Below are 13,740 nucleotides of genomic sequence, written 5' to 3'. Positions count from 1 at the left end.
TGAAATCATGAGATAATCCAATCTTATTTTTTAAAATATAGGCCTAAAATGTTAGACGGTTTATTGACCACCTACGATTAGTTCATCGCAAATGTTTAAGAAGAGACCGTGTTCAACCACGCCAGTTAATTGGTCTAATTGAGTGGCTAGCGCTGTTAAATCGTCAACTCCACTAACATCAACATCGATGATGTAGTTGTTGGAATCGGTTAGTAGGTATTCTCCGTTGGTCTGGCGATAGCTTGGCGATAGACCCAGCTTTTCAAAGTGGCGATAGAGGTGGTGGGAACCAAACTTAATGACTTCGATGGGGAGTTTGAATTGACCTAAGCGCTTGTGTTCTTTGCTGGGATCAACGACCCAAATGTTTCGATTAGAGTTTAAGGCCACAATTTTTTCAAATAATAATGCAGCTCCGCCCCCCTTGATGCCGTTTAAGTCAGGATCAACTTCATCGGCCCCGTCAACCGTAATATCAATCCGATCAACTTCATCAATATCAACCACGTTGAGCCCTAATTGGGCCCCTAGTTTTTGTGATTGAGTTGAAGTTGCTACACACATGATATCTAGTTGTTCGGCTTGAACCTTTTGCGATAATAATTCAATAAATATTGAAGCAGTTGATCCTGATCCGAGTCCGATGACACCTTGATTTGGCATATAATCCAATGCTTGTTTGGCCGCTGCTAATTTGCCATTATCCATTTTTAAAAAGTCCCCCCATTAATGCTAGTTTACTTTGACAGTATAGCAGAAATTAAGCAAAAACATGACTATACTAGCTGTACAAGTCACGGCTGGCTGATAGCTGGATAATCGCTAATTTGATATAATAAAGCTGTTAAAATTATTTTTCACAAGCAAAAATTAATCAAGGAGGCAATTTCATGCCTAAGATAGTAACCATTTTAGGATCAACTAATATTGATCGAGTTGTAAAAGTACCGCGTTTTGCGACCAGCGGGGAAACCTTAACAACTGACCAACACGTGGTCACCATGATGGGTGGTAAGGGATTAAATCAAGGGGTGGCCGCAGCACGTTCCGGTGCAACGACCCACATGATTACTAAGGTCGGACCTGAATTTGATATTGAAAAAAATATGAAAAGCTCTAATTTGGACACCAGTTGTGTGGTGATTTCTGAAGAAAGTCAAACCGGGCAAGCTTATATCACGGTTTCAGAAGAAACTGGTGATAATATTATTTATATTTACGCTGGGGCTAATGCAGAACTATCAGTGGAAGATGTCCACGCCCAAGTATCAGCGATTACTGAATCAGCCTTTGTGGTTGCCCAGTTGGAAACACCGATTGCCACCACAATCGAAGCCTTTAAGATTGCCCGTCAGCATGGGGTGACGACAGTTTTGAACCCTGCTCCAATGCCAGAAAAGGGTGGTTTGCCCGAAGAGTTGCTGGCGCTAACTGATATCATTGCCCCTAACGAGCATGAAAGTTACCTATTGACCGGTATTGAAATTAGTGACCGTGCCTCAATGGAAGCCAATGCTAAATATTACGCCGAGCTTGGTCTAAAAACAGTGATTATTACTTTGGGCTCGCAGGGTTCCTTCTATATGAATAAAGATGGTCACTGTGACATCGTACCTGCCTTTAAAACCCATGCTGTTGATACAACTGCAGCCGGTGATACCTTCATCGGGGCCTTGGTAACCCGTCTCAATCCGACCTTAGATAATTTGGTTGAAGCCATGACTTATGGTGCTGCGGCCTCTTCAGTAACGGTCAGTCGTCCGGGTGCCCAGGACAGTATCCCAGTTGAAGATGAAGTCCGAGTTGTTTTAGAGGCACATCAAGATTAATTTACTGAATTTGATTTAAGTCCGGTTACGGACTTTTTTTATTGGAAAAGGGTAGAATATCACCGTTGCAACGGATTGTGACAGCAAAATTTGGTGCTAATTATCATAATAAAAATGAACTTATGAAAGGAGTGACCAATATGGCACAATCAATTGGCGAAATTATTAAGAACCAGCGAGTAGAGCGGGGGATGACCCAGGAAGATTTGGCGCAACAATTACATCTGAGTCGCCAGGCTATATCCTACTGGGAAAATAATCAGCGGATGCCGGACTTAGTGAGCATCATTAAAATAAGTGAAATGTATCAGCTTTCATTGGATAACCTATTAAAACAGGAGCCACGTATTTTGGAAGAATGTAATCAGGAGGCACAAGATTTGCAGGCTAGCAAACAGCGCATTAGCAATGTTATGCAGGCTATCAGCTTGGTGATACTGGCGAGCTTAATCGGCGTCATAGTTGCCGATTTCATATGCAAGTGGCAAGGACCCTTGTGGATGCGTTGTCTACTGAGCTTTTTGTTCCTATTAATGGCTTTTGTACCGATGGTTAATAACTATCTATTAATTCGGCCCCAATATCCCGAACCGTTGTGGTTACAGCGAGTGCCAAGTCATAAGGGCAGTGTCATGCGCTTTGGGGTTAATTTGAACCCGCGTAATATTGGTGGTTTAGGTTTATACCTATTGCAGTACACGCTGATACTATTATTAGTTTGGCTATTGCCTTGGTAAAATAAAAAACTTCCCGAATTTAAGGGAGTTGGCATTCAAAAATAAGACAGCAAAAAAGGACATCCTTGCGATGTCCTTTTATTAGTGGTCAGCCAGGGGCTCGAACCCTGGACCCACGGATTAAGAGTCCGTTGCTCTACCAACTGAGCTAGCTGACCAGCTTTTACAACAAAGAGTATTGTACCATGCAAATCACCTACATGCAATAACTTTTTATTAAAATTCTTATTGATTAACTTCAATGGTAATTTGATTGCCCTCTGAATCATTGACTACCAAGGCGATTTTGTTACCATAACGCTCCTCGGTTTTTAGAATTGGCACAAAATTATTGGCCAAATGCTGACGGAGACTAGCTTGATGATCACGGGCTAATAATTCAAAATGATTTTGAGCCGGACCAACTACAAAAGTTAAATCCTCCTGATCCAAGCGTAAGTGGCGTTGATTGCTAGGCCCAGCTTGGGGAATATCAAAGACATCGCGCCAAAAACGATAAGCTCGATCAGGGTCTTGGGTTGGAATGGTTTTATGATTTAATTTACGTGGTTTCATGGATTATACCTTTGATATTTAATATGCGATTACTTCTATTGTACCGGCTTGGCATGTGACTTTCAAAAAACTGTGATAGACTAGTACTTATGGCATTATTAGAGGTAAGTGGGCTCACAATGGCCTACGCAGAAAAAACTTTATACGAAGACGCTGATTTTGAACTCCAAGTCGGTGAGCATATGGGGATTGTCGGCCAAAACGGGGCCGGTAAATCAACTCTGATTAAGATTTTGACCCAACAGGTCTTGCCCTTAGCTGGCCGGATTGATTGGGCGAAAGGGCTTAAGATTGGTTATTTGGACCAGTATGCCGAAATTCCAGAGGGTATGACCCTGGTTGATTTTTTGCATACCGCCTATCAGGACCTATATGACAAGCAAAAGCGGGCGACACAGTTATATGAGCAGTACGCTGAAACCATGGATGATAAGTTGCTGGAAAGAGCTGGACGCATGCAAGAAGAATTGGATGCGGCTGACTTTTACGGCTTAGATACCGAGATTGAACGGGTCATTACTGGTTTGGGTCTAGAGGCAATCGGCCGTGACTGTGAACTTGAGCAAATGTCGGGTGGCCAGCGTGCCAAAGTTATCTTGGCTAAACTTTTGTTGGAAAACGATGATGTAATCATTTTAGATGAGCCAACCAACTATTTGGATGTGGCTCATATTGAATGGTTGCAGGACTTTTTGCAAGATTTTCCTGGCGCTGCCATGATTATTTCGCATGATTTTGATTTCCTCGACCGGGTTACCAATGCGATTATCGACGTTTCCTTTGGTAAAATCACTAAATATCGTGGTTCCTTTAAAAAGGCCATGCACCAAAAGGAAGAGCGGGCGGAACAACAGCTGCGTCAATATGAAAAGCAGCAGGTTGAGATTGAAAAGGCCGAGAAATTTATTGCTAAAAATAAGGCCCGTGCTTCAACCTCGAAGCAGGCTAAGTCGCGTGAGAAGATGCTGGCCCGAATGGACCGAGTTGATCCACCATCTGGGAATCCGGTGGCTAAGTTTAGCTTCCCTTATATTGAAACACAGTCGGCCAATGCTTTGACGGTGACGGATTTGTCGGTGGGGTATGAACAACCAATTTTGGAGCCGGTAACTTTTTCCATTACGACTGAGGAAAAGTTAGTCTTCCGTGGCTTTAACGGGGCTGGTAAGTCAACCTTGATTAAGTCTATTTTAGGGTTAATTCCGGCTTTGAATGGTCGGGCTGAATTTTCACCTTCGGCTGTGGTGAACTATTTTGATCAGGATTTGGAATGGGAAAATGATCAGCAAACGCCTTTGCAAGTGATGCAAGATCTCTTTCCAACCATTCAACCCAAAGAACTGCGGACGCGCTTGGCTGGTGCTGGTATTAATGCTGAAAATGCTCAAAAACCGCTGTTCCAGTTATCTGGAGGAGAACAAACCAAGGTTAAGTTAGCAATTATGGAAATGAAGCCTAGTAATTTCTTGATTCTTGATGAGCCGACTAACCATTTGGATGAAACCACTAAACAAGCCCTCCACCGGGCGATTACCGCTTTCCCTGGGAATGCAATTATTGTTTCCCACGAAAGTAGTTTTACGGCTGATTTGGCTGATAAAACCTTAGATGTGGCTGCGCTCAGCCATCAAAAAGAAGATGACTAATTAATGTGATATTTCTTTGATTTTAACCGCCATCCTTGTTGGCGGTTTTTTCTTTAGAATTATAAAATTAGGGTTAGATTAAATTTTAATGGGCATTTTAGTGGTATCATGTCATAAAACATGACCTATAATCTATGCGATTTGGCATGCTTCAGTAGAATGGTACGAAAAGATTCTGCTGTTATTAATGGAATATTGAGGAGAATACATATGTCAATGATTGAATTCAAGGACGTGGAAAAGTACTACGGTGATTTTCACGCTTTAAAGAACGTCAACTTGGAAATTGATGCCGGTGAAACGGTTGTTTTGATTGGCCCCTCTGGATCAGGAAAGTCAACCTTAATCCGAACGGTTAACGGTTTGGAAGAGATTCAACAAGGTCAGCTTTTGGTCGATGGTTTTGATTTACATGATCCTAAAACGGATATGAATAAAATTCGTAAGAACGTGGGGATGGTTTTCCAGCACTTTAATCTTTACAACAACAAATCGGCGATTGAAAACATCATGCTGGCTCCGCGCTTAGTCTTAAAGCGAGATGAAGCGGAAAACAAAAAGATTGCCATGGAGTTGTTGGAAAAGGTTGGTTTGGCTGATAAGGCCACTAATATGCCTAGCGAATTATCTGGTGGACAAAAACAACGAATTGCAATTGCTCGTTCACTAGCCATGAAGCCTAAGGCCCTGTTGTTTGATGAGCCAACTTCAGCCCTTGACCCAGAAATGATTGGTGATGTGTTGGATGTTATGCGTGATATTGCGGCTGATTCTTCCATGACCATGTTGGTTGTGACTCACGAAATGAGCTTTGCTAAGGCCGTTGCTGATCGCGTGATTTTTATGGCCGATGGTCAAATTCTAGAAGACAGTTCAACGGCTTCGTTCTTTGAAAAGCCAAGTGAGCCACGGGCCCAGAAGTTCTTAAGTCAAGTGGCTAATCACTAATTGCTGAAATTGTCGTTGCAGTAATGGATGTGTCTGAGGGAAGGTAAAATGGAAAAAGCTAAAAAAAGGCGATTTGGGATTATCGCCACAATTATTTTAGCGGCGGCCTTGATTTTGGGTCTCATGTGGGCCACTGCCACCGCTGAAAAAAATGCAAAACACCAGGACACTTTAACCCGTGTTGAAAAACAAGGGAAAATCATTTGGGGTGTCAAGGCTGATACGAAGTTGTTTGGTTTGATGGATACTAAAACCGCTACCCCGGTTGGATTTGATGTCGATATTGCTAAGGCATTAACGGTGCAAATGTCTAAGCAAACTGGCGTACCAATGTCAGCTGAGTATGTACCGGTTTCAACGGCCTCTAAAATTCAACTTTTAAAGAATACTAATATTGATGGTACGGTTTCGACCATGACCATTACGCCGGAAAGAGCTAAGGTGGTTGATTATACGGATTCTTACTTTAATGCTGGTCAGTCGATTTTGGTTCAAAAAGGATCAGGTATCCACAGCATCGCTGATATGAATGATGCCAAGTACACGATTTTGGTTGTTGTTGGTACTACAGCGGCTAAGGAAACCAAGAAATTTGCACCTAAGGCTAATATTGTCGCCCTGCAAGACTATGCCTCAGCTATGCAAGCCTTAAAGGCTGGACAGGGACAGGCAATGTCAACTGATAATGCCATTTTGTATGGTTTTGCGAACGAAAATCCTGATTATCAAATTGTTGGTGGAAACTTCACCAACGGCCCTTACGGCATTGCCTTTGATAAGGATCAAAAGCCGATGGTTGATCAAGCCAACCGTGCTTTAGCAACGATTAAGCAAAATGGAATTTATAACCAGTTGATTGAGAAGTGGTTTAGCCAGGTACCCGGTTTAGACTGGCATGATTTGGAGGTCTAAGCATGGCATTATTACAAAATTATTTTTCAACCTTTTGCCAGGGATTTGGCTATACGCTGTTATCAAGTATTTTTGCCCTCATAGGCTCGATGGTATTGGGAACCCTTTTTGCCATTATGCAGGTGATGCCGCAACGTTGGATGCAGATTGTCGGCAACATCTATGTCCAGGTTTTCCGGAATATTCCGCTTTTGATTATCACGCTCTTCTTATACTTGGCCGTGGCCAAGGTAGTCAAGATGAATGGCTTTACCGCTGGGACAATCGCCTTAACCCTTTATACCTCAGCCTTTATTGCTGAAACTGTTCGAGCCGGAATTTTGTCAATTGAGGCTGGACAAATGGAGGGGGCACGGGCTAATGGGCTTAAATTTGGCCAGGCCATGCGCTATATCGTTTTGCCGCAAGCCTTTCGAGTGGCGCTGCCTTCATTGGGTAATCAGTTTATTAACTTAGTTAAAAACTCATCTATTTTGGCTTTTGTGGGCGGTTTGGATTTGATGTATCAAGGAAATATGGTTGCTGCTAACTCTTTTGATACCTTCACTGCCTATATCATCGTTGGAATTTTCTACCTGATATTGACCTTGCCATTAAGTTATTACATGCAGTATCTGGAAAAACGCCTAAAGGCGAAGGCTTAAGGAGGATATGATGGTAACATTAGGAATTTTAAGTGCCTTTTCTGGTGATAACATTAATTATCTCCTGGGCGGATTAGCAATTACTGTTGGTGTTTCCGTGATTTCGGTCATTATTAGCTTAATTGTCGGATCAGTGATTGGGATTATTCAATTTGAAGAGATGCCATACTTTTCGAGTTTTGTGGGTACGATTAACAATATTATTCGTAACCTCCCACTGTTGTTGATTATCTTCTTTGTTTACTTTGCCTTGCCACGAATTGGTGTTCACCTACCAATCTTCTTGGCAACGGTGATTGCCATGAGTACTTTTGAGTCGGCTATGCTGGCTGAAATTGTCCGAGGTGGTTTAGCATCGATTGATATTGGGCAATTTGAAGGAGCTCGGGCTAATGGCTTAAATAACATGGAAACGATGTGGTATATCATTTTGCCCCAGGCCTATAAAAAAATGATTCCACCGATTATTTCTCAGTTAATTTCTTTGGTTAAGGATACGAGTTTGGCATCTGGAATTGTCTTAGCCGAAATGACTTATCGAGGACAAATCGTTTATGCCCAAAATTCAACTTATATCGTACCGGTCTTGGTTATGTTGACTGTTGTCTACTTTTTGTTGAATTATGGTCTATCTTTAATTGCCAAGTGGTTCGATAAAAAATTAGCATAAGAAAGGGCGTTAGAATAACATCTATCGCTTTTTTATTATAGAAAAATTTGAAAATGGTAAAATAATGTGATAGAGTTGTAAGCATGAAAAGATAAGCGAGGGGGATTCGCAATGGAAACATGGAAGAAATGGACCTTGGCTGCAGCAGCAGTATTAGTTGTGGCTGGGGGAACGCGAGCCGCCGGCTGGTGGGGCGTTGATAAAAGTAAAGATAAGACCACTTTGAATTATGGTTTACAATCGGAAATTCAAACTTTGGATTTATCTAAAGGAACAGATCAATATTCCAATACAATTGCTGGAAATACTGGCTCTAATCTGTTACGTATGGATGCCAATGGGAAACCGGCTCCGGATTTAGCTAAGTCAATTGATGTTTCTGAAGACGGAAAAACCTACACGGCCCATTTGCGTAGTGGTCTAAAATGGTCTGATGGTTCCAGTCTGACGGCTAAGGACTTTGTTTATTCCTGGCAACGGATTGTCGATCCTAAGACCGCCTCTCAATATGCTTATCTAGCTTCGGGTGTTCAAAATGCCGATGACATTATGGCCGGTAAAAAGCCAGTCAGTGACTTGGGGGTCAGTGCCGATGGGGATACGATTACCTTTAAGTTAGATAATCCTATGCCACAGTTTGAATCTCTCTTAACTTTTGCTAACTTTATGCCGCAAAAGCAAAGCTTTGTGGAAAAGCAGGGTTCTAAGTATGGGACCACTGCTGAAAAGCAACTTTATTCTGGTCCCTATAAGTTGGAAGGCTGGAATGGTACTAACAATAAGTTCAAGATGGTTAAAAATGATAACTACTGGGATGCCAAAAATGTTAAGACTAAGACAGTTAACTGGCAGGTAGTTAAGAAGCCGGAAACGATGGTTGAACTTTATAAGAAGGGTGAAATTGACCGGGCTGGTGTTTATACTTCGCCAGAAATTTATAAGGCCAACAAAAATAACAAGGATGTAACCAAGGTGCCTCAAGCTGCCAGTACTTACCTTGAATACAACCAAACTGGTAAAAATAAGTTCTTGGCTAATGACAAAATTCGTCAGGCTTTGAATATGGCTACTAATCGGGCAGAAGCTACTAAGCAGGCTTCCGGTGGAATCTTTGACACGGCCACGGGATTAGTATCAAATAACTTGACTAAGGCCGCTAACGGTCAAGATTTGGCTGCCTTTGTGAATCCAGGTTACGAGTATGATAAGGATAAGGCTAGTCAACTCTTTGCTGAAGGTTTGAAGGAAGTCGGCGAAACTAAGATGGATGTAACGCTGTTGGGTGATGCCGATACACCAATCACTAAGAATTACGTTGATTATCTAAAGCAGGCTTGGGAATCGAACTTGAAGGGTATTAGCGTGACCGAAAAGTTCGTTCCATTTAAGCAACGTATACAAGATCAACAGAATCAAAACTTTGATATTGTATTGAACAATTGGAACGGGGATTATCCTGATGGCTCAACCTTCTATGATCTCTTTAAGTCACCTACTGCTGGAAACAATGATGGTCAATTTAAGAACCAAACTTACATTGATGCGATTACCAAAGCGGATGGTAGCGATGCCAATGATCCCGCAGCTCGTAGTAATGATTTCAAAACTGCCGAAGCCGCTTTGAAGGATCAAGCCAACATTAATCCGTTGGGTTCATGGAATGCTTATTATCTAGTTCGTCCAAACGTTAAGAATGTGGTTATGAATTCAACTGGTCTTCCAATTGATTTGACGCATGCTTACCGTAGTGACAAGTAATTATAAATAGTGAAATAAGAATTGACGTCCGTCAATTCTTATTTCAATTAGGGACTTAATCAATGGCTAAATATATTTTAAAACGATTAATAATCTTACTATTTACCTTGTGGATTGTTATCACATTAACCTTCTTCCTGATGCAGATTATGCCAGGAACCCCCTTTAATAATCCGCATCTATCCGCCCAAGCAATTGCTCAGATGAATGAAACCTATGGTTTGGATAAGCCCTTATGGCAACAGTATCTAACTTATTTGGTCAATGCGCTTCATGGTGATTTGGGGACCTCTTTCCAATATCAAAACCAATCCGTTAGTATGTTGATTGGCCAGCGTTTGCCAATCTCAGCCCAGTTGGGCTTGCAGGCTTTGGTTGTTGGTTTGGTTCTAGGATTGTGGCTAGGATCAGTATCGGCCCGCCATCAAAATAGTAAGTTAGATGGCACCTTAGGTATTTTTTCAACCTTAGGAATTGCAATGCCAAGTTTTATTATTGCCATTGCTTTACTATACTTATTTGGTTACGAATGGCAGTTGTTCCCCGTTTCTGGTTGGGGAGATTCTTTTTCAGAAACAGTTTTGCCTACTTTAGCTTTAGCGGCAGCACCTGCAGCGGTCACGGCCCGATTTGTACGATCAGAAATGATTGAAGCACTTCATTCTGATTATATTGAGCTCGCTCGAGCTAAAGGTTTAAGCGATAAGGAATTAGTCAATCACCATGCTTATCGCAATTCTTTGATCCCAGTTTTGACTTTGATTGGGCCCATGGCAGCTAACTTATTGACCGGATCGGTCTTGGTTGAAAATATCTTTTCTATTCCGGGAATTGGTCAGCAATTTGTGAGTTCGATTCCGACCAAGGATTTCCCAGTTATTATGGGTACTACGATTGTCTATGCGGCGATGTTGATGTTTATGATTTTAGTTACTGATGTTTTGACGGCGGTTGTTGATCCGCGCGTTCGTTTGCAATAGGAGGCCAACATGACAAAAATGAATGAAGCATTTGCCGTTGTTGGTATCCTGAACCAGCATGCCGGAGAAAACATTAATAAGCCCACCCTTTCCTTTTGGCAGGATGCTTGGCGGCGTTTGAAAAAGAATAAAGTTGCCGTAGTTTCGATGTGGCTGTTGATTGGTATGTTGCTCTTTGCCATGGTTTCCAGCTTCTTTGTGAGCCAAAATCAAGCTAATGCCTTTAATACCAATGAAGTCACACGTTATAAGAATCTGCCTCCTAATATTGGATTGCCAATTCCGGGTTGGAACGGTCAAAGTAAGCAACCGGTCTCTAGTGATACCACTAATCCTTACGAGCAAAATGACGTGAGTCAGCACTATCTCTTTGGAACTGACACTTTGGGTCGTTCGATTGCTAAACGAGTAATCGTTGGTTTACGAATTTCCTTGTTGGTTGCGATTGCAGCCACCTTTATTGATTTGTTAATCGGTGTTTCCTATGGTGTCTTTTCGGCCTGGCGCGGTGGTTGGGTTGATATGGTCATGCAACGAATCATTGAAATCATCTCTTCTATCCCCAACTTGGTTGTTGTGACCATGTTAGCCTTGGTTTTGGGAAGTGGGGTTACTTCTATTATTATTGCCATTGCTTTGACGAACTGGGTGAACATGGCTCGGTTAGTTCGGAGTATGACCCTATCCCTGAAGGAACAAGACTTTGTCCTGGCCGCCCAAAACTTAGGGGAAAGTCCTGTTAAAATTGCCTTGAAACACTTAATTCCTAATATGACAGGAACAATTATTGTTCAAATTATGATGACCGTGCCCAGTGCCATTATCTTTGAAGCAGTTTTGTCAGCCATTGGTTTGGGCGTTAAGCCACCAACCGCTTCATTGGGATCATTAATTTCGGATGCCCAAAATATGCTGCAATTCTATCCCTACCAAATCTTGATTCCATCGGCAATTTTGGTGATTGTTTCATTAGCCTTTATCTTATTAGGTGATGGGTTGCGGGATGCATTTGATCCACGATCGAGTGAGGAGTAAAGCGACGATGATGAATGATACAATTTTACAAGTAAAAGATTTAGTAGTTGATTTCAACACCTACGCTGGGAAAGTCCAAGCTATTCGTGATATTTCCTTTGATTTAAAAAAGGGTGAAACCTTAGCAATCGTTGGTGAATCTGGTTCGGGTAAGTCGGTCACTACTAAAACCTTAATGGGTTTGAATGCTGAAAATGCTCGTATCTCTGAAGATAGTCAATTAATCTTTAAGGGCAATGATTTGTCTAAGCTGGATGCTAAAGGTTGGCAAAAAATTCGTGGGAATGAAATTGCCATGGTTTTCCAAGACCCGATGACTAGCTTGGATCCCACCATGAAGATTGGCCAGCAAATTGCCGAACCAATTTTAAAGCACCAAAAGGTTAGTAAAGCTGAAGCCATGGAACAGGCCTTAAAGCTGATGGTCGGGGTTGGTATTCCTGAGCCCAAAGAGCATATCAATGATTATCCTCATCAATGGTCAGGGGGGATGCGGCAGCGAGCTGTGATTGCGATTGCTCTAGCAGCTAATCCAGATATTTTGATTGCTGATGAACCGACAACGGCCTTGGATGTTACTATTCAGGCGCAAATTCTGCGAATGATGAAGGACCAACAGGCCAAGTACCATTCCTCAATTATTTTTATTACCCACGACTTAGGTGTTGTAGCGGGGATTGCCGATCGTGTGGCCGTAATGTATGCCGGTAAAATTGTTGAATATGGGACTGTGGATGAGATTTATTTTAACCCACAACATCCCTATACTTGGGGCTTGTTAGATTCCATGCCGACTACTGATACCAAGCAGGGGAGTTTGGAAGCTATTCCAGGAACTCCGCCGGATTTGTTATATCCACCTAAGGGGGATGCCTTTGCCAACCGGAATCAATTTGCCTTAGCGATTGACCATGAAGAGCAGCCACCGTTCTTTAAGGTCAGTGATACTCATTATGCAGCCACTTGGTTACTTGATGAACGCGCACCCAAGGTGACCCCACCCGCACCAATTGTGCAACGTTGGCAACATTGGCATGATATGCAGGCTCAAGGAGTTTAATAATGACAACCGATAAAACTTCTAAACTAGTTGAAATAAAAAATCTTGATTTAACCTTTAATAAAGGGCGTTCAAACGCTGTGCATGCGCTAGAAAACATTAGCTTTGATATTTATGAGGGTGAAGTGTTTGGCCTCGTGGGTGAATCTGGTTCTGGTAAAACGACCTTGGGACGTACCATTCTTAAACTTTACCAAGCCAGTGACGGGCAGATTCTCTTTGATGGGCAAGACGTTACTAAGTTAAAAGGACGGGCCTTGTCTGATTTTCGTAAGGATAGTCAAATGATTTTCCAAGACCCGCATGCTAGCTTAAACAGTCGGATGAAGGTTGAAGATATCATTGCTGAGGGAATTGATATCCATCATTTGGCCAAGTCTAAAGCCGACCGAGATGCTCAGGTTTTACATTTATTAGATTTAGTCGGCTTAAATAAAGATCACGCTAGTCGTTATCCCCACGAATTTTCTGGAGGACAGCGGCAGAGAATCGGGATTGCCCGGGCACTAGCCGTTGATCCAAAATTTATTATTGCTGACGAACCTATCTCAGCTTTGGACGTATCAGTGCAAGCCCAAGTTGTCAATTTGATGAAGGATTTGCAAAAGAAGCATTCCTTGACTTACCTTTTTATTGCCCATGATCTTTCGATGGTGAAATATATTTCAGATCGGATTGGGGTAATGCACTGGGGAAAGTTGTTGGAAATTGGCCCAGCCGATGCTGTTTATAATCATCCCTTGCATCCTTATACCAAAAGTTTGCTATCAGCCATTCCGGTCCCTGATCCTGAAGCTGAGCGCCAGCGTCGGGCTATCACCTATGATCCTAGTCGTGAAAGCGATGGGCAGGAACGTGGCATGGTTGAAGTTGGCGATGGTCACTTTGTTTTGGCCACCCCGGCCGAAGCTGAAGAATATAGGAAAGCTCAAAAATAAAGAAAAAGCTTTAACTGCTAGCAGTTAA

The 13,740-nt window shown here is 42.2% G+C and carries 14 protein-coding genes and 1 tRNA gene; 12 read left to right on the top strand and 3 right to left on the bottom strand.

What is annotated here, in order from left to right:
• Positions 1-60: 60 nt before the first annotated feature.
• A complete protein-coding gene (rpiA, locus tag C7384_RS04325) occupies positions 61-708 on the bottom strand; it encodes a ribose-5-phosphate isomerase RpiA (RefSeq protein WP_089939089.1) in 648 nt (215 codons plus the stop codon).
• Positions 709-890: 182 nt separating this feature from the next.
• Here rpiA and rbsK point away from each other — a divergent pair, with 182 nt between their 5' ends.
• Together rbsK and C7384_RS04315 are read left to right on the top strand one after the other, a co-directional pair.
• Positions 891-1,829, top strand: coding sequence for a ribokinase (gene rbsK, locus C7384_RS04320; RefSeq protein WP_089939087.1), 939 nt, complete (start codon positions 891-893; stop codon positions 1,827-1,829).
• A 140-nt stretch (positions 1,830-1,969) separates the two neighbouring features.
• A complete protein-coding gene (locus tag C7384_RS04315; RefSeq protein ID WP_165806776.1) occupies positions 1,970-2,566 on the top strand; it encodes a helix-turn-helix domain-containing protein in 597 nt (198 codons plus the stop codon).
• 85 nt (positions 2,567-2,651) lie between these two features.
• Here the strand turns inward: C7384_RS04315 and C7384_RS04310 are convergent.
• Positions 2,652-2,724 (bottom strand) — tRNA-Lys (locus C7384_RS04310).
• A gap of 67 nt (positions 2,725-2,791) precedes the next feature.
• Positions 2,792-3,121 carry a VOC family protein gene (locus tag C7384_RS04305; RefSeq protein WP_089939084.1) on the bottom strand — a complete coding sequence of 110 codons (330 nt, stop codon included), beginning with the start codon at positions 3,119-3,121 and terminating at the stop codon, positions 2,792-2,794.
• Positions 3,122-3,210: 89 nt separating this feature from the next.
• On the opposite strand from C7384_RS04305, the gene C7384_RS04300 reads away from it, so the two are divergent.
• From C7384_RS04300 to C7384_RS04255, 10 genes are all read left to right on the top strand, one after another.
• Positions 3,211-4,767 carry an ABC-F family ATP-binding cassette domain-containing protein gene (locus C7384_RS04300; protein ID WP_089939082.1) on the top strand — a complete coding sequence of 519 codons (1,557 nt, stop codon included), beginning with the start codon at positions 3,211-3,213 and terminating at the stop codon, positions 4,765-4,767.
• Between the two features lie 210 nt (positions 4,768-4,977).
• Complete coding sequence (locus tag C7384_RS04295; protein WP_089939080.1) at positions 4,978-5,715, top strand: amino acid ABC transporter ATP-binding protein; 738 nt, start codon at positions 4,978-4,980, stop codon at positions 5,713-5,715.
• A 48-nt stretch (positions 5,716-5,763) separates the two neighbouring features.
• Positions 5,764-6,627 carry a transporter substrate-binding domain-containing protein gene (locus C7384_RS04290; RefSeq protein ID WP_089939078.1) on the top strand — a complete coding sequence of 288 codons (864 nt, stop codon included), beginning with the start codon at positions 5,764-5,766 and terminating at the stop codon, positions 6,625-6,627.
• Positions 6,628-6,629: 2 nt separating this feature from the next.
• Complete coding sequence (locus C7384_RS04285; RefSeq protein WP_089939076.1) at positions 6,630-7,271, top strand: amino acid ABC transporter permease; 642 nt, start codon at positions 6,630-6,632, stop codon at positions 7,269-7,271.
• 10 nt (positions 7,272-7,281) lie between these two features.
• Entirely contained in the window at positions 7,282-7,941 is a 660-nt protein-coding gene (locus C7384_RS04280; RefSeq protein ID WP_089939074.1) for an amino acid ABC transporter permease, read from the top strand.
• A 111-nt stretch (positions 7,942-8,052) separates the two neighbouring features.
• Entirely contained in the window at positions 8,053-9,699 is a 1,647-nt protein-coding gene (locus tag C7384_RS04275; protein ID WP_089939072.1) for a peptide ABC transporter substrate-binding protein, read from the top strand.
• Between the two features lie 62 nt (positions 9,700-9,761).
• The gene (locus C7384_RS04270; protein ID WP_089939070.1) at positions 9,762-10,679 is read left to right on the top strand and encodes an ABC transporter permease; all 918 of its coding nucleotides are present in this window, start codon (positions 9,762-9,764) and stop codon (positions 10,677-10,679) included.
• A gap of 9 nt (positions 10,680-10,688) precedes the next feature.
• The gene (locus tag C7384_RS04265; protein ID WP_089939068.1) at positions 10,689-11,714 is read left to right on the top strand and encodes an ABC transporter permease; all 1,026 of its coding nucleotides are present in this window, start codon (positions 10,689-10,691) and stop codon (positions 11,712-11,714) included.
• A 7-nt stretch (positions 11,715-11,721) separates the two neighbouring features.
• Positions 11,722-12,774: an ABC transporter ATP-binding protein gene (locus C7384_RS04260; RefSeq protein WP_089939066.1), complete on the top strand. Its 1,053-nt coding sequence runs from the start codon at positions 11,722-11,724 to the stop codon at positions 12,772-12,774.
• Between the two features lie 2 nt (positions 12,775-12,776).
• Positions 12,777-13,712: an ABC transporter ATP-binding protein gene (locus tag C7384_RS04255; protein WP_089939064.1), complete on the top strand. Its 936-nt coding sequence runs from the start codon at positions 12,777-12,779 to the stop codon at positions 13,710-13,712.
• Positions 13,713-13,740: the final 28 nt, after the last annotated feature.

The organism is Convivina intestini (genome assembly GCF_003096575.1).
Taxonomy (GTDB): domain Bacteria; phylum Bacillota; class Bacilli; order Lactobacillales; family Lactobacillaceae; genus Convivina; species Convivina intestini.
Note: the sequence above shows the minus strand (reverse complement) of the source record. Positions and strands in the feature narration are given on the sequence as shown.

Coding starts and splice junctions, on each gene's coding strand:
- rpiA (WP_089939089.1), bottom strand. CDS start 708: ATGGATAATGGCAAATTAGCAGCGGCCAAACAAGCATTGGATTATATG.
- rbsK (WP_089939087.1), top strand. CDS start 891: ATGCCTAAGATAGTAACCATTTTAGGATCAACTAATATTGATCGAGTT.
- C7384_RS04315 (WP_165806776.1), top strand. CDS start 1,970: ATGGCACAATCAATTGGCGAAATTATTAAGAACCAGCGAGTAGAGCGG.
- C7384_RS04305 (WP_089939084.1), bottom strand. CDS start 3,121: ATGAAACCACGTAAATTAAATCATAAAACCATTCCAACCCAAGACCCT.
- C7384_RS04300 (WP_089939082.1), top strand. CDS start 3,211: ATGGCATTATTAGAGGTAAGTGGGCTCACAATGGCCTACGCAGAAAAA.
- C7384_RS04295 (WP_089939080.1), top strand. CDS start 4,978: ATGTCAATGATTGAATTCAAGGACGTGGAAAAGTACTACGGTGATTTT.
- C7384_RS04290 (WP_089939078.1), top strand. CDS start 5,764: ATGGAAAAAGCTAAAAAAAGGCGATTTGGGATTATCGCCACAATTATT.
- C7384_RS04285 (WP_089939076.1), top strand. CDS start 6,630: ATGGCATTATTACAAAATTATTTTTCAACCTTTTGCCAGGGATTTGGC.
- C7384_RS04280 (WP_089939074.1), top strand. CDS start 7,282: ATGGTAACATTAGGAATTTTAAGTGCCTTTTCTGGTGATAACATTAAT.
- C7384_RS04275 (WP_089939072.1), top strand. CDS start 8,053: ATGGAAACATGGAAGAAATGGACCTTGGCTGCAGCAGCAGTATTAGTT.
- C7384_RS04270 (WP_089939070.1), top strand. CDS start 9,762: ATGGCTAAATATATTTTAAAACGATTAATAATCTTACTATTTACCTTG.
- C7384_RS04265 (WP_089939068.1), top strand. CDS start 10,689: ATGACAAAAATGAATGAAGCATTTGCCGTTGTTGGTATCCTGAACCAG.
- C7384_RS04260 (WP_089939066.1), top strand. CDS start 11,722: ATGATGAATGATACAATTTTACAAGTAAAAGATTTAGTAGTTGATTTC.
- C7384_RS04255 (WP_089939064.1), top strand. CDS start 12,777: ATGACAACCGATAAAACTTCTAAACTAGTTGAAATAAAAAATCTTGAT.